Below are 15,707 nucleotides of genomic sequence, written 5' to 3'. Positions count from 1 at the left end.
CTAAAAGGTAATACCGATATGTCTAACATTGTCCCCATGAATTATGATGACCATTCATTCCCTTTTGCTTCTGATTGCTGGTTTAATGCCACAGTTGCTGCAAAGCATCACGGGAAGAGAGTGAAGAACTGGACAATTCTGGAGTCAACAAGGGATTACGTTGTCGAGTTGGCGCAAGAGCTTGATATTGAACCATTCAATTCTAAAGGGCAGATTTCTACCCTTTTAATTAGGATTGAGAAAGGCCGTTATGGCGGCACATGGATGCATCCAGAGTTGGCGGTTGAGTTCGCCCGTTGGTTGTCAGTCAAATTCGCCCGCGCCTGCGACCGCCACATTAAAAATTTGCTGCTGAGTAAAAATTTTCAGCTCACTGAAGATCAGATTGTCGGCCTCATGGTCTGCCAGCAACCCAGTTCCTGGGAAAAAAGGTTTAAAGACCCGTTCTACCAGGCACTGTCGAAAATGTCCTGCATTCCTTATTTTGGTCATGTCGGCGGATGTCCGGCGTTGTTCGGTCAGATCACCGCTCGCTGGGTCTACGGTGTAGCACTTCCTGATTATGTCTATCAGGCAGCTAAACAGGCAGCCGGCAACAGCAAGGAGAAGATTCATCAGCATCTTAAGCCGGATGCGCTGGAGAAGGTCGAGCAGCAACTGATCGCCGTCACAAACATTGCCAGTTGCAGCATTGACCAGAAGGACTTTGAGGCCCGTTGCATGGCTGCCTTTCCTGTCAAAGGGCAGATGAAGCTGCTGTATGCGGCGGCATAACCATGAATAACCGAATCGTTGAGTGCGCCTCCAGAGCGGGGCGCGACTTCTCGGAGTTCATGAAAGGCGAGAAGAATATGATGGAGGCGCTGCGGTCTGCGGAGGAATTCACCGAGCAGTTACGCATTCACGGCTGCGTTAATCACCACTTCGTTAATTTCATGATGATGAATGCGATAATGAAGGTGTTCGACGATATGCAACGCGAGGAGCAGCGTGAAGAGCGCCGAAGAATACGAGCAGAAAGGAAAGGCAAATAGCCCACCCGTGTGGGCTTTCATCTGGAGATGACAATGCTCTTACATATCACCCTGAACTCAGGCAGAACAATGCGCGGTGGTCTTACGCAGTCCATTATTGAAATTTGCTCTGTTTCATTTGGAGCTAAAACGCTATATCAAGAGGGGGAGATCAAAAGCCACCGCGTGGTTTCATGGCGTCCGGTTCATAACAAAGGCACCGAAGGGATCATTTTTCTTCATGAAACAGATATTGCCGTTGTTAAACCTAATGATGGAACGGTGCTTCATGAATGGTGTGGTGCGGAAGGTCAGAAGCAAGAACACAAGGCGGTCAAGAGCGGCGATCCCTTTGCAGGCTTAGAAGCCGCTTTGCTCGCGGCTTCTCAGTGACAATACATACGCGACGGTTTAGGATCCCCTACTGTGAACCACAAAGGGGGGATTATGAAGAAAATACTAATTATGATTGTTTGCATTCCTTTAATTAATGCATGCAAGCCATCTGAAAAAGATTTTATTTCTATTGGGGAAGCCGTTGTTAGAGAATCACTGAAAGATCCTGATAGCGCTAAGTTTGAATCTTTTTATCACAAGGTTGGCGACAATGATGGATACGTATGTGGGAATGTTAATGCAAGAAATTCTTATGGTGGATATACAGGAAGAAAAGAATACTTTGTATTTATAGAAACGGAAAGCGGTAAGCTTAAAAATAACGGGCCAGTAACCATCGTAAGTGATAGCGATAGTAACGCATTAGAAAAATATAAACTTTTCTGTCAATAAGTTAAATCCTCAAAAAGACCTCGCCTTAGCGAGGTCTTTTTATTTCAGGAGAAAAATAAATGGCAACCCTGCGTGAACTTATTATTAAGGTCTCAGCAAACTCTCAGTCATTTCAGACAGAGATCGCCCGCGCTTCACGCATGGGGCAGGATTATTATAAAACCATGCAGAATGGTGGTCGTCAGGCCGCAGTCGCAGCAAAGGAAAGCCAAAAGGCTCTTTCCGAATTAACGGATGGATTTGCTTCTGCTGGTCGGGCCGCCACGGCAGCAGCAGCTGCATTTGCTACTGGTAAATTAGTTCAAATTGCTGACCAGTGGAACTCCGTGAACGCAAGGCTTAAACAGGCCTCAGTTTCCTCAAACGATTTCACTCTATCTCAGACTCGTTTAATGGCGATCAGTCAAAGTACTGGTACGGCTTTTACCGATAACGCCAATCTATTTTCGCGTGCAGCTGCATCCATGCGTGAATTTGGCTACAGCTCAGATGAAGTAATCAAAATCACCGAAGCGGTATCAACAGGACTTAAACTATCCGGTGCTAGTTCTGAAGAGGCCGGCTCTGTTATTACCCAGTTTAGCCAGGCTCTTGCTCAAGGTGTTTTGCGTGGCGAGGAGTTTAATGCAGTTAACGAATCTGGGGATCGTGTTATCCGTGCCTTGGCTGCTGGTATGGGGGTTGCCCGAAAAGACCTTAAAGCAATGGCGGATCAGGGGCAACTCACGATAGATAAAGTCGTACCAGCTTTAATCAGTCAGTTAGGTGTGTTACAGGGGGAGTTTTCCTCGCTACCGCCGACAGTTTCCGGTTCAATGCAAAAAGTCACTAACTCCTTTATGGCATGGGTTGGTGGGGTGAACCAGGCGACTGGCGCGACAGATGCACTTTCTGGTGGCCTTGATGGGTTGGCAAAGACCCTGGATTCTCTTACATCATCCGCTGTCAGCGGGGCCCTCAGTGACGTAGCAGATAATATGTCACTGGTTACCACCGCAGCAGGTGGTCTGGTTGGGATTGGATTAGCACGGTATCTTGGCGGGATTATTACCAGCGCAAGCAGTGCTACTGGCGCACTTATTTCAGCCGCAAAATCTGAGGTAGCTCTTGCAGTAGCCCAGGAAAAAGCCGCGCAATCTTCTGTTGCCGCCTCCCGCGCCGCAGTTTACCGGGCCCAGCAGGCCCTTCAAAGTGCGAAAAGTGCAGATATTCAGGTGGCTCAACAGGAGAGGGTTGCGGCCGCAGAATCAAGGGTTACCGCGGCACATGGGCGATTGACTACAGCACTTGCCACCGGGACAGCTACAGAAAAAGTACGAGCACGAACCGCTCTGGAGCGAGCTCAGGCCGGGCTTGTGGCTGCGAAAAATGCCGATGCACAGGCTGTTGCAGAAAGAAAATTGGCTGCAGCTCAGTCCGCTCTTAGTCGTAATATTGCTGGCCGGGTTTCTGCTCAAAATAACCTTAACAGCGTTACCTCTGTCGGTACCCGCTTAATGAGCGGCGCCCTTGGCCTGATCGGTGGTGTACCTGGGTTAGTTATGCTGGGTGCTGGAGCATGGTATGCAGTTTACCAAAGCCAGGAACAAGCAAGAAGATCAGCGCAGGAATACGCCAAAAACATTCAAGAGGTAAAAAATAATATCACATCAATGAGCTTGCCAGAATCATCTGATAATTTAGATAAAACACGCAAGTCACTTAATGAGCAAAATCGATTAGTATCAGAACAAATTAGTAAAATTAAATCATTAAAAGAAGAAATTTCCGGGTATCAGTATATTCTAGCAAATCCCGGCCCAACAACTAGCGGTGGTTTTATGATAAACCACTTAACTAGTATTGATGATGTAACAAAAGAATTATCTGCTTCAACTACTCAACTTTCTGTAGAGCAAGAAAGATTGAACGAGATGCAAAATCAGTCTAATTCCATACAGGATGTATTGGTTAGCCTAGAAAGGCGGCGAGCAGACCAACTTACAAGAATTTCTACTGCACAAAATCAAACCTATCAATCTCTTTTAATGATGAACGGTGAGCATAGTAGATTTAACCAATTGCTTGGATTAGGAAACCAGCTTTTAATGGAACGGCAGGGCTTAGTTAACGTTCCAATGCGGATGCCTCAGGCTGACTTAACATCACAACAAACGAATGCTCTTGAGAAAAGTCGCCGAGATTTAGCATTATCGAAACTTAAGGGCGAGGCAAAAGAGTTAGCCAGACTTGGTTTTGCCGCCGACGATTTGGGATTGACTAGTGATCCTCAACACCAGACAGGAAGGCAGGAATTAATTAATAATGGAATTGCTGAGTGGAGAAATAATGAATCCAATAAACCCGCCCGGAAAGCGCCTAAAAGCGAAGAATTAAAAGCCGCTGAGAAGACAGAAGATGTTTACAAGCGTCTTATTAAACAGCAGGAAGAACAAATTGCTTTGGGAAGCCAGAATACCGAACTGGCTAAAGTAAAATACCAGGTCACGCAGGGTGAGTTAGCCTCTCTTGAGCAAGCTAAAAAAGAAACCCTTCTGCACAATGCTGCGCTTATCGATCAGAAAAACATTGCTGAACAGCTAAAAACGTTCCGTGAGGGGCTCGCTGACAGCAACGCTGCTGCGCGTGATCGGGGGGATATTGATTTTCTTGGTGCCGGGATGGGGGATAAGGCCCGCAACCGCATGAAGGAAATGGCGGATATTCGTACTGATTTTCTCAAGCAGCAGCGGGACCTGCAGCGGGATTTCAGCAAAGGTCAGATTTCAGAAGACCTGTACAAACAGCAAACGGAAGCGCTACAGGCGGCGCTTACTGAACGGCTCCAGATTCAGGAGGACTACTACAAGAAAACCGATGAACAGCAGTCAGACTGGCGGGCTGGGATCAGCGATTCACTGATGAACTACGCCGATCAGGCTGCTGACCTTAGTTCAATGGCAGCATCAGCGACCAGCGAGATTCTCAATAACACCACGAACTCCATTTCCAACAACCTGACCAGTGTCCTGACTGGTGCGACTTCGTTCAAAGATGGGATGTCGAATATCTTCAGCTCTCTGGGTGAAACGGTGATTAAGACGCTGATCCAGATGGCAACACAGGCGTTAATTACCAAAGCGATTATGGCGTCGTTCGGCGGTGGTGCTGGTGGGATGTTCGGTAGTCTTTTTGGTGGGGAAAGTGGAGCTGCAAGTAGTGGAACTGCATTGCAAAGCTTCGGATCGTCTTTTGCCTTTAATGCCCTCGGTGGTGTCTACGATTCGCCTTCACTTTCCGCATACAGCGGCGGTGTATACAGCACGCCGCAGTATTTTGCCTTTGCGAAAGGTGCGGGCGTGTTTGGTGAAGCTGGTCCGGAAGCAATTATGCCGCTGACCCGTGGCGCTGATGGTTCGCTGGGGGTTAAAGCTGTAGGGCGGGAATCGCCGGCGGTACAGAACGCTGCGAGGCAGCAGCAGGAAAGACAACTTCTTTCAACTGGTGACATCAACGTCAATTACCACCTCACTGGTAAACCGGATGATGTAATGATGCAGACATTGGATGTCCACGGCCGCCGCCTGGCTAAACAGATAAAATCTGAACTGACGAGCGACGTAAACAATCCTCAAAATGCCTTCGGTAGAGCACTTTACTCCAACCTTCAGCCCAAAAAACCACGATAACCTGCCCGGAGGGAATATTCATGGCAGATATTTTCTACCCGGATGAATACCTGCCCATGCCGCTTATGGACGGGTACGGGTTTAAGCCCATATCACCTTTACTGCGAACGGAGATGACGTCCGGTCGCGCTCAACAACGAAGGCGATATACCTCAACACCCACCCAGGCATCGGTTAAATGGATTTTTAAAACTGATGCTCTGGCGCAGGTGTTTGAGGCGTTTTTCAGGGATGCGCTTAAAGATGGCCAGTCCTGGTTCTATCTGAAACTCCAGACTCCAATCGGGGTAAAGCCCTATAAAGCCAGGTTCGTGGATATTTACGAAGGGCCGACGCTGGTCGCGCCAAAATACTGGCAGTACAGCGCAACGCTGGAATTATGGGAGCGCCCGTTACCGCCTTCAGGCTGGGGAAATTACCCGGAATGGCTGGCGGGCCAGTCGTTACTGGATATTGCGCTAAACAGAGAGTGGCCGAAGCATGACAATTCTTGAGCGACTATATGCCAGCAGCGGATCGGAGGTTATTCACGATACGTTGCAGATATCAGCAGGCGATGATAACTACTGGCTAACCAGTGGCTGGGATGACGTCTCAGTGACGCTGGAAAATGGTCAGCCGGCGACGTTTGAAGCCAGCGCGATAGATATCGCATTACCAGCAAGGAACGCCGACGGGACACAGGATTTAAAGTTTGCTATCAGCAATATTGACGGAAGGGTTTCTGAGGCGATCGATAAAATCCTGGATGAAATGAAATCAGCCACGCTGACATTCCGGCGGTACATTTCATCCGATCTGTCTGCTCCGGCATCATCACCGTATACGCTCGATATAAAATCCGGCTCCTGGACCCCGACAGCAGTACAGGTCACGGCAGGCTATATGAATATCCTCAAAACAGCATGGCCCCGTAAACGTTACAACCTCGCCGAGCATCCGGGCTTACGCTACTAACCTGAGGCAAATATGTTTAACCCTGATAAATACCGTTCTGTTAAATGGCAGAAGGGCGGTAGAGCCTACCCGCTACTTGACTGCTTCGGCATTGTGAATGAGATACGTCGAGACCTGGGGCTACCTGATTGGCCCGATTTTGCAGGTGTGACCAAAGACGGCGGGGGCCTCGACCGGGAAGCGAGAAAACTGATGCTTTCGCTGAAGCGTTGTGACCCCTGTGAAGGTGCCGGAGTGGCTTGCTATTCGGGCTCAACAGTTTCCCATGTCGGGATCATTGTGATGCTCGATAACCAGCTGCAGGTCGCGGAATGTAATCCAGGCTCGGGGGTTACGTTTCTGCCACTGGCGCGATTCATACGAAGGTTTAACCGCGTGGAGTTCTGGCAATGACGATAAAGTTTTTTCCGTCCCGGTTGCCGGGTGAACCCCTGGAGACGCACGAACATGGCGCGATGACCCTGCATGAGTGGATGGCCAGGAATGTCCCGAGCTACTCGCAGGACAGAAAGCATCCTGTTGCGGTCGAACTGGACGGCCGGGCTGTTCCACCTGCGGAATGGCCACTATGTTTGCTGCGGCCAGACAGCGATGTGCGGATTTACCCGATCCCGTATGGAACCGGCCTGGAAATCGCCGTGTGGGTATCGGTTGCCGTATCTATTGCCTCTACGGCCTATGCGCTGTTTTTCGCCCCGAAACCAGAGCTGGGCGGGTTTTCGTCAGGCAATTCAGCATCACTGGACCTGAACCCGGCAAAAGCGAATACAGCTAAGCTTGGCGATCCTGTTCGTGAGGTATTCGGAAGAAACAGAATTTATCCGGATTACCTGGTGCAGCCGGTCACTCGCTTTGACCCCAATGATCCCACCCGGATGACGGTCGAAATGTTTGTGTGCCTCGGTTATGGACGTTTCTCTTATACCGGCGGTGATTTTCGGGTGGGTGAAACTCCTGCTCTGCCGTTAGGCGATGGCTTTTCTTATACCAGCTATGGTCCGGGCGATAACGTGGCGGGGGACCGTCGCAGCGAGGTCTGGTTCAACAGTACAGAAGTTGGCGGGACATCAAGCGGGTCAGGTCTGGATATGGCTCAGACTGCCCCTGAAGCCAGTGATATCGTTGCTGATGCCATGACCGTCAGCGGCGCCTCAGTCTCGTTTTCAGGTCTCGATGTCGACGATGACAACGATGATGATGAAGATGAGAACAAGCTGCCTCCTGGCTGGATTGAGGGTGCAATTGTCACTCTGAAAGCGCCGTTGAATTATCAGGTATCGATTGAGGGTGGTTTTAACGTTCTGACAGGTGACGCCGTGGCAGAAGTGGCGCCATATATTGGTATGCCTGTAACGCTGACATTTAGCGGTACCGATTATGATCTCCAGATTGCCACATATACCCCTCACCAGGACGCCGTTCCGGGAACGGGTGGATCGACTGCAACATTGCGCGCCAGTGCATCGCCAGCCACGTATGATTTTACGACAACCAGCCAGACGTTTGCTCTGACCTGGCAGGGTGTCACCTATACCCTGTCCCTGGTTGCTGACTACGGCACAATGTCCGGTTTGCTGGCGGCGATTAACAGCGGGCTGACCGGATCGGGGTTGATTGCTCAGGATGACGGCGGCGTGATTCGTATCGTGGAAATCTCCAGCCCGTGGCGTGGCGGTTCCATTACGTCATCATTCCTGCCCGCGTCAGTTTTTGGCGACAGCCCTGTGTTTACCGCCGGTACAGCATCCAGTGGCGGAAGCCCGGCGGTCACAGCGAGTGTCAGGCTGGCATATGATTCCGGTACCGCATTTTCTGGCCTGCCGGACGGCACGCAGCGGATTTCCCTGGCTCATCGTGGCAACGAATACCAGATAGCATCGACTGACGGAGCGTCTGCGACCGTACAGAGAGTGGTTAACGGTACCGTTGACAACACCTGGTCAGGTTTTCTGACCCGTACCGTCGTGGATTTTGCCGCGTCTGGTATTAACGATAATGAAACCTGGCTCGGCCCCTTTCTGGCCTCCCCGCAAAATGAAGTTGTGGACGCCTTCGAGGTCAACTTTGCTTTCCCAAACGGAATTTGCGGATTCCAGAACAACGGGAATAAGCGGGTTCGCCATGTTGAGTATGAAATTCAGTACCGCGTATATGGTTCCGGATCGGGGTGGACGAGCAAGCAGGGGGTGTACGCGCTTAAAAACGTTAATGGCCTCGGTTTTACAGAGCGTTTTGATCTGTCTTCTCCCGGTCTGGTGGAGGTTAGATGCCGCCGCCGCAACGAGCAGGGGAGCAACAACGCGAGAGACAGCATGTTCTGGCAGGCGCTCAGAGGTCGTTTGCTTTCCCGTCCGACCTCCTACGCAGGGATATCAACAATAGGGATCACGGTTGAAACCGGCGGCCAACTGGCGGCGCAGTCAGACAAGCGTGTGAGTGTTGTCGCCACGCGAAACTATGATGGCGGTGGTGACAGGACAATCAGTGGGGCATTCCTGCATCTGGCCCGCAGTCTGGGTTATCGCGACGACCAGATCGACATTTCCACAATTAACATGCTTGAGGCTAACTACTGGACGCCACGAGGCGAGTATTTTGACCATCAGGCAAGTAGTGATAGCACGTCCGCAAAAGATATTTTCGACAAGATTGCTGAAGCAGGCATGGGGTATTTTCTGCTGTCTGACGGCTTACTTTCCGTCGGGCGTGAAGGGGTTAAAAGCTGGACCGGAATCATCACCCCCCAGGATACTGTCGAGGAAATGCAGACATCATTCAGGGTGCCTTCGGAGGACGATTTTGATGGCGTGGATGTGAAATACATCAATCCCGTTACCTGGGCGGAGGAGACCGTACAGTGCCGGACGCCTGAAAATCCGTTCCCCCGGAAAACGGAGGCTTACACCATCGATGTCGTCATGACAGCGGATCGTGCCTGGCGTATCGGGATGCGCCGGTTAATGAAATATCTTCATCAACGCCGGACGTATACGGCTACAACTGCAATGTTGGGATGGTGCCATGATTTTGGTGACCACATCATTTTGTCAGATGATATTCGAACCGGGAAAACCCAAAGTTGCCTGATTGACGCAATGACATACGACTTTCAGGAAATAACGTTACATGTCACCGAGCCTCTGGACTGGAGCTATACAAATCCCCGGTGCTGGATACAGTTTCAGAACAGTCGTCCATCGTCACGGATGCTGACGCCGCAGCGGATAGATGATTTCACTCTTACCATACCTTACAACGACGATCTGCACCCGGAAGACTGGATTATGGACGACCCTGATATTGATCTACCGCGTTTGCTGTTCTGCGACAGTGAAAAAGGTGCCCGGCATGGGATAGTCCAGGAGGTCGCCCCCTCCGGTGACAGCAACTGTCAGATTACCGCGCCGGAATATAAAGAAATTTTCTACGCCTACGACGACGCTATCTACCCCGGCGACGTTGCGTAATACCCCATAAAAACCCCTTATTAACTCTTTTCGCTCAAACCCTCGTTTGCGCGAACGCCTTTTTGGAGCAAAAACATGGCCTTTAATCCTCCTCTGGGGAGTGCTTCTCCGGCAGTTCTGCTCGATAACGCTGAGCGCCTGGATAACCTAGTGAATTCGGACGCTTTCACCGTGCCTGATCGCGCGGGTGTTGATCTGGATACCTGGCGCGGATTCATGGCGAAAAATGACGAGATTCGTCAGAACCTTGTGCCATTGAGTAAGCAGTACATGACGATTGAAGCGGCTCAGGCTGATATTGCAAACATCCCGGATGGCTCAACAACCTATGTACGCAGCCCTGATGGCGGCACACTGGCGGATGAGTACATTAATAACGGTGGCACACTGGCAGCTACCGGCAGAGCTATGCCGTCGATGAGCGCTCTGAAAACGGGCTACATAACAGGGGATGCTAAAAGCGATGCGGAAATTGTTGCCGGACTGGTGATATATGCTGATGGCTCTACTGCATCGAGTCCTACATGGAATGCCTGGTATCTGAAAGTCAGGGCGGGCGAGAGCGTCACCTATAGCGGAACAGTGGGCTCTAACATTGCCGGCGAACAGATGGCGTATCTTATCCTGCTGGACGCCAACAAAGCATTCGTGGCATCTCTGGCTGAGTGGACATCAACCGGGAACGTAACGGATAAAGCCACGCTGTCAGCAGTTGCGACTCAGGACGGGTATATTTACGTCCGGGTGAGGGATACAGCAGAATTCACTCTGACGCAGCGCAAAAAAACGGTTCTGGTTGAATCCGATATTGACGTCAGTGGTGGTGTGGCGAGCTATGCCAGTTATCAGAACGTGCTGGCGAATAAACCGCTTGTCGATATTACTTCATCTCAAAGTACTGCATGGGTGATCGGGCGGGTGATTTATGCCGATGGTACCCGCACAGATTCCGCCGGGGAGTCATGGCGTGCTGCTTACGTTCCCGTAAAAAAGGGGGATGCTCTCGAATATCACGGTGAGATTGGTAGCGCTATTCCCGGCGAGCTGATGGCGTACATAATTCAGCTCGACGCCAGCCTTAATGTGGTGGGGAATCTGGCGACTTATTCGTCGGAAGGAGTCCAAAAGACAGGTGTTTTATCGGGCGTGGCAACCCAGGACGGTTTCGCTTACTTCCGTGTGCGGGTGACCACGCCGGAAGCGGCGATTTATCAGAGCAGAGAGCGGTTCACACCCGGCGCAGATGTATTCGGCGTCAAAACTGTAACGTCTGTGAATGCGGCCAACCGCGTGACTACGGATGTCACGAATGCTTCAACCACCACATATATTATCGGGCGTGTCATGTCAGCGGATGGCTCAGTCGTGGATAATGCAGGCACATCATGGAAAGCGGCTTATCTTCCTGTGAAGTCCGGAGAGGTTATTCAGTATCACGGCCAAATCGGCTCCGGCACTTCGGGTCAGGTACTGGCATACATCATCCAGCTCGACAGTGAGATGAAATTTGTGGCGCCACTTGCCACCTATACTTCGCCCGGCTTGTCCAGCACCGGCGTCATGACAGGTGTTGCTACACAGGACGGCTTTGTTTACGTTCGGATGCGTGTTACCACTCCGGCAGCAACCATCTCAAAAACCACGCAACTGTTTTCCCTGTCCGGCAACGTGCACGCTTTAAGGGCGCAGACCGATATTGCCGCGGCTAACAGAACGACTCTGGATGTGACCAGTGCACCGGATACATACACTATCACGGGGCGGGTTATATACTCCGGCGGACTGATTTCTGACACCGCAGGTGAGAACTGGAAAGCAGCGTATGTTCCTGTTCGCACGGGGGATATCGTGCGCTACTTCGGGCAAATCGGCTCCGGCACGGCAGGCGAAGTTATTGCTTATATCATTCAGTTGGATGCGGCAATGGCAGTGGTGGCAAATCTTGCGACCTATACGTCACCGGGTGTCACCAGCAATGGCGTAATGGCCGGCGTGGCAACCCAGGATGGTTTCGTTTACGTGCGCGTACGCGTCACCACACCCGCGGCAACCATAACACGGACGTCTCAGGATAAAGCCCTTGCATCAGACCTCAGAGGGCCGTTAAAAACTGTCGACTATACCAGCGTGGCATCAGTCATTGCTGATAACTCAGTTATGTACAGCGGTGGTAATATCGTCTCCGGCTCTGCTTACAGTGCCTGGCGGATGTATTACATCCCGGTGCGAAAAGGCGACTCTGTCGAGATGTACGGGCAGTACGGCTCCGCCACCGTCGGGGAACTTATCGCCTATATCATGCAATGTGACGCGGATAAGGGGTGGCTATCGGACCTCTTCACCTTCAAATCGGGCGGCGGATATGTGACGGCAACGTATCGCGGAGTGGCCACACAGGACGGTTACGTTGCCGTGCGCGTCAGAAAAACAACCGATCCCGTATACGCCGTCAGGAAGATTTATCCCAATCAGGTCGCCAGAGTCAATGACGTATCCGCCATGATTGAGCAGTCCACACGGAGCAGCCAGGCAAAAGCAAAAGTTTTTAACGCGCATTTCCATGTCGATTTATCCGGGCTGCCTGAAAAGACGCCTGACTTCGACAGTTTCAGCAACCCTCTGGAATACACTTTCACTAAGCAGTGGGCGCGTCGCGACTTTTACAATGCCGCAGACTCGTTCATGCTCTCTTTCATGGACCTGGAAAACAATCCCTGGAATCTGCAGAGCAATATTTACGATATCACCGCCGGGAATGTGTTTGCTTATTCCTGGTCAGCAGGAAAGGTCTCTTTCCGGAACCCGACAGCAAATGGCCGGGTGGTGATGTTCGCGGATCGCTATATGCCCTTTGCAACCAGTGAGATTGCGATCGACAGGCTGGCAGGGAATGCCACGATGGGGATTATGTTTGCGGATGTTGACCAGCAGAACAGTGTTTCGGTCCGCGTCTCGAACAGCCAGGTTATCTGTGAAATCTATGCCGCAGGGAGTCTGCTTGATACCACCACGTTCACCGGTTCGGATATGACCGGCGCAGTGCTTCAGGTGCAAAATACCGGGGTGTCACTGCTGCTGAAAAAAGTGAACGCTGACGGGACGTGGAAATGGATTGGCCGCTATGAGCACTATGCCATCTTTGATGCCCGCAGGCTGGAATACCTGGACACGTGGAAGACTTACGTGTTCGCACAAACGGATGCATTTTCAGCCAGTGATGTTGCTGTCTTTAGCGGTTTTTCAAACCGAATTGCCAGCGGGGCGAATTCCGTCTCCATTCGCTTTCTGACCTATGAAGACGGAACGTTTATTCAGCGCGGTAACTGGCTTTATTTTCTCGTTGAGGGAACAGGGACCACTATCTCCGACCTGTACACCCAGATAGTCCGTATCAACTTCAACAGCGGTGAAGTCCAGATGATTGGCGCGATTTTCCAGGTGCGGACTGACGGAACCGATGAGGATGTCGTGCTGGGTGATGACAGTATCAAGGCGGTGTATGACCGGAACAGTCAGAGCTGGAAGGGCATCTCGTGCGGTATGGACTATCAGGGGAAAGGGCTGGCCGATAACAACCGGCCAAAACTCTATTTTGAGACGAAACAGGACCTGCTGCAGGGCGGCGTGATCATCGTCAGAAACTCCGTGCAACTGAAGAACGCCAACGGCAGTTTTTTCGGGATCGGGGCAAGCTACGTAGAGGATATTGATTTCTACTATGAAGCTTCGAGCAGCCAGTGGGTGATGACGGGAAACACCATCTCCAGTGGATGCAAAACCTTCCGGAGCCCGACGCTGTACGACGGTATTGTGCAGGAATATACGACAGCTGAAGTCCCTGCTGGCGTGCGCGATACAGGAAACCAATTCGTGCATTTCGGGAGCACAACGTATCTGACTAGCGGGGGAACGGCCAACCGGATGCATCTGCGCAAGTATGAGGCAGGTCTGACGTTCCTGGGTGAGTTTGTGCAGGATGTGTATCTGGCTCCGAACACAACCGGGCCATGGTGCACGCTGGTCCCGTTTACTAATGGAGATGAAACGGAGCTTTTCATGCTTTCCTTTGACCGTTCCGATTTGTATGAAGGTCTGGGTAACGGCGCATCGACATACGATCACGGCGGTCTGTACTGCTGGAAAGCGAGTCTTTAATCACTTTGCTGCTGGCATAAATTGTATTAGCTCAGACCTGATCTGACAGTTACCGGTTATTTATACAGGTATCTGTCAGGTTACATCTGGCTTAAATTTTTCTCAGCCCAGAACACGAAGCGGCCGGGTTTAAAGAGGGCGTTAAAACGCCTCAAAAAAGGGGATACGCTGGTGGTCTGGAAACTCGACAGACTTGGCCGTCGAATGTGGGACCTGATTAAGCTGGTGGGGGAACTGCAGGAGAAGGGAATTTACTTTCGTAGTCTCACAGACAGTTTTGATACCGGAACGCCAGCTGGCCGGTTTGTCTTCCATGTTATGGGTGCATTAGCTGAAATGGAGAGAGAGCTAAACATCGAACGTACTCGCGCAGGTCTGGCCGCAGCTCGCGAACGTGGCAGGATCGGCGGTCGTCGTAAAATCATGACCCGCGCTATCGTCAACCGGGCGGAAGAATTGTTAATCGCTGGCGCGACCCGGCAGCAGGTGGCCGACGTGATAGGGGTAGGGGTGAAGACGATCTACAAATATTTACCTGCACGGTGAGGATGATCACCTGCGCGCCGTATGCAAGAGCGCGTAGGTGATCAAGGCTGCATAGGCAGTGAACAGCATTTGATATTTTACTCGCGCTTCGTTTACTGACGTAGCCCGGAAAGCTCTTAAATGTGGAAACTACTGCCAAACTTTTTCACCGATTTTCACAGCTGCCATGATGGCCTGTTCGGTCTCCTTGTAAAAATTTGGTGTGGCCAGTTCCCAGCGACCATTCTTATGCACCATCAGAATGTAGTCAGAGATAAGGCCTGGGTCCTTAACGACGGCAAAGGTCAGCATATCAGTTGAAGGCCTGGGTAAAATGTTATCCGGAGGGAGGTAGATGCGCACCCCGGAGACAATCACATTCGCAATTTCCATCACTCCTCCATCATCCACATATCCGCCTCTTCAAACATCTCCTGGACAACCCGGCTGATTTGCTCTTTTTCGTGCTTACTGGCATCGGTATTGATCGCCGGCAAAGTCATCATCGGCTTTACACGGACCTCGGCATCGGGAAAAATCCTGTGGACTCGCTTAGTTAATTCAGCCGTAATTGTCTCCCTTGCACCGGCCATCCCCTCAAAGTTTCTCTTGTCGTAAATCAGTTCCACAAACATTTCGCACTCCTATTTACTGGATATAATTACAGTATATATACTGTATGCATGAACAGTGTCAACATGAGGAAGTGCGTTATGAAGTTTTACACACCAACTGAGCTCCGAGAGGTCCTATTTATACCGCTATTCAGTGACCCGGTGCAGTGCGGATTTCCCAGCCCGGCTCAGGATTATGTTGAAAAGCGAATTGATCTCAACGAGTTGTTGATTAATCACCCCAGCGCTACATATTTCGTTAAGGCCGCCGGAGACAGCATGATCGAGGGCGGTATCAGTGAGGGCGATCTCCTGGTCGTCGATAGCTCGCGTAAGGCTGAGCATGGCGATATCGTGATTGCTTCTGTCGAGGGGGATTTCACCGTTAAAAAATTGCAGCTGCGACCGACAGTTCAGCTTAACCCTATGAACAGCGCTTATTCCCCGATCGTCGTCGGGAGTGAAGACACGCTCGATATTTTTGGCGTCGTTACCTACATAATTAAAGCGGCGGGCTGA

Annotated in this window: 12 protein-coding genes and 2 pseudogenes; 12 read left to right on the top strand and 2 right to left on the bottom strand. The window is 51.0% G+C overall.

What is annotated here, in order from left to right:
* The first annotated feature begins 18 nt into the window (after nt 1–18).
* The 11 genes and pseudogenes from BJF97_RS22060 to BJF97_RS22010 form a co-directional block, all read left to right on the top strand.
* Nucleotides 19–774 carry a KilA-N domain-containing protein gene (locus BJF97_RS22060; RefSeq protein ID WP_049083362.1) on the top strand — a complete coding sequence of 252 codons (756 nt, stop codon included), beginning with the start codon at nt 19–21 and terminating at the stop codon, nt 772–774.
* Between the two features lie 2 nt (nt 775–776).
* Complete coding sequence (locus tag BJF97_RS22055; protein WP_070082990.1) at nt 777–1,034, top strand: hypothetical protein; 258 nt, start codon at nt 777–779, stop codon at nt 1,032–1,034.
* Nucleotides 1,035–1,067: 33 nt separating this feature from the next.
* The gene (locus tag BJF97_RS22050; protein WP_070082989.1) at nt 1,068–1,406 is read left to right on the top strand and encodes a hypothetical protein; all 339 of its coding nucleotides are present in this window, start codon (nt 1,068–1,070) and stop codon (nt 1,404–1,406) included.
* 54 nt (nt 1,407–1,460) lie between these two features.
* Complete coding sequence (locus BJF97_RS22045; protein ID WP_049100202.1) at nt 1,461–1,802, top strand: hypothetical protein; 342 nt, start codon at nt 1,461–1,463, stop codon at nt 1,800–1,802.
* Nucleotides 1,803–1,861: 59 nt separating this feature from the next.
* Nucleotides 1,862–5,470, top strand: coding sequence for a phage tail tape measure protein (locus BJF97_RS22040; protein ID WP_070082988.1), 3,609 nt, complete (start codon nt 1,862–1,864; stop codon nt 5,468–5,470).
* A gap of 20 nt (nt 5,471–5,490) precedes the next feature.
* Nucleotides 5,491–5,964: a hypothetical protein gene (locus tag BJF97_RS22035; protein ID WP_004177132.1), complete on the top strand. Its 474-nt coding sequence runs from the start codon at nt 5,491–5,493 to the stop codon at nt 5,962–5,964.
* Nucleotides 5,951–6,427, top strand: a complete 477-nt coding sequence (locus BJF97_RS22030) for a DUF1833 family protein (RefSeq protein WP_049100206.1) — start codon at nt 5,951–5,953, stop codon at nt 6,425–6,427. Before BJF97_RS22035 ends, BJF97_RS22030 begins: the two co-directional genes overlap by 14 nt.
* Before the next feature lie 12 nt (nt 6,428–6,439).
* A complete protein-coding gene (locus BJF97_RS22025; RefSeq protein WP_049100207.1) occupies nt 6,440–6,820 on the top strand; it encodes a hypothetical protein in 381 nt (126 codons plus the stop codon).
* On the top strand, nt 6,817–9,894 hold the full coding sequence (locus tag BJF97_RS22020) for a host specificity factor TipJ family phage tail protein (protein ID WP_070082987.1): 3,078 nt from the start codon (nt 6,817–6,819) through the stop codon (nt 9,892–9,894). The genes BJF97_RS22025 and BJF97_RS22020 overlap by 4 nt, the downstream gene beginning before the upstream one ends.
* A 75-nt stretch (nt 9,895–9,969) precedes the next feature.
* Nucleotides 9,970–10,315: pseudogene (locus tag BJF97_RS35705) on the top strand (hypothetical protein); the annotation flags it as partial.
* A gap of 3,836 nt (nt 10,316–14,151) precedes the next feature.
* Nucleotides 14,152–14,595 (top strand): annotated as a pseudogene (locus BJF97_RS22010) (recombinase family protein); the annotation flags it as partial.
* A gap of 129 nt (nt 14,596–14,724) precedes the next feature.
* On the opposite strand, the gene BJF97_RS22005 reads toward BJF97_RS22010, so the two are convergent.
* Together BJF97_RS22005 and BJF97_RS22000 are read right to left on the bottom strand one after the other, a co-directional pair.
* Nucleotides 14,725–14,967 (bottom strand): hypothetical protein, encoded by a 243-nt coding sequence (locus BJF97_RS22005; protein WP_064411099.1) that lies wholly within the window; start codon nt 14,965–14,967, stop codon nt 14,725–14,727.
* On the bottom strand, nt 14,967–15,209 hold the full coding sequence (locus BJF97_RS22000; RefSeq protein ID WP_064411098.1) for a DinI family protein: 243 nt from the start codon (nt 15,207–15,209) through the stop codon (nt 14,967–14,969). Before BJF97_RS22000 ends, BJF97_RS22005 begins: the two co-directional genes overlap by 1 nt.
* 78 nt (nt 15,210–15,287) lie before the next feature.
* Between BJF97_RS22000 and BJF97_RS21995 the strand changes: the two genes are divergently transcribed.
* Nucleotides 15,288–15,707 (top strand): translesion error-prone DNA polymerase V autoproteolytic subunit, encoded by a 420-nt coding sequence (locus BJF97_RS21995; RefSeq protein ID WP_070082985.1) that lies wholly within the window; start codon nt 15,288–15,290, stop codon nt 15,705–15,707.

Origin of the sequence: Klebsiella sp. LTGPAF-6F, assembly GCF_001753185.1 — a bacterium.
GTDB classification, from domain to species: domain Bacteria; phylum Pseudomonadota; class Gammaproteobacteria; order Enterobacterales; family Enterobacteriaceae; genus Klebsiella; species Klebsiella michiganensis.
This window is presented reverse-complemented; position numbering and strand designations above follow the sequence as displayed.

Coding starts and splice junctions, on each gene's coding strand:
- BJF97_RS22060 (WP_049083362.1), top strand. CDS start 19: ATGTCTAACATTGTCCCCATGAATTATGATGACCATTCATTCCCTTTT.
- BJF97_RS22055 (WP_070082990.1), top strand. CDS start 777: ATGAATAACCGAATCGTTGAGTGCGCCTCCAGAGCGGGGCGCGACTTC.
- BJF97_RS22050 (WP_070082989.1), top strand. CDS start 1,068: ATGCTCTTACATATCACCCTGAACTCAGGCAGAACAATGCGCGGTGGT.
- BJF97_RS22045 (WP_049100202.1), top strand. CDS start 1,461: ATGAAGAAAATACTAATTATGATTGTTTGCATTCCTTTAATTAATGCA.
- BJF97_RS22040 (WP_070082988.1), top strand. CDS start 1,862: ATGGCAACCCTGCGTGAACTTATTATTAAGGTCTCAGCAAACTCTCAG.
- BJF97_RS22035 (WP_004177132.1), top strand. CDS start 5,491: ATGGCAGATATTTTCTACCCGGATGAATACCTGCCCATGCCGCTTATG.
- BJF97_RS22030 (WP_049100206.1), top strand. CDS start 5,951: ATGACAATTCTTGAGCGACTATATGCCAGCAGCGGATCGGAGGTTATT.
- BJF97_RS22025 (WP_049100207.1), top strand. CDS start 6,440: ATGTTTAACCCTGATAAATACCGTTCTGTTAAATGGCAGAAGGGCGGT.
- BJF97_RS22020 (WP_070082987.1), top strand. CDS start 6,817: ATGACGATAAAGTTTTTTCCGTCCCGGTTGCCGGGTGAACCCCTGGAG.
- BJF97_RS22005 (WP_064411099.1), bottom strand. CDS start 14,967: ATGGAAATTGCGAATGTGATTGTCTCCGGGGTGCGCATCTACCTCCCT.
- BJF97_RS22000 (WP_064411098.1), bottom strand. CDS start 15,209: ATGTTTGTGGAACTGATTTACGACAAGAGAAACTTTGAGGGGATGGCC.
- BJF97_RS21995 (WP_070082985.1), top strand. CDS start 15,288: ATGAAGTTTTACACACCAACTGAGCTCCGAGAGGTCCTATTTATACCG.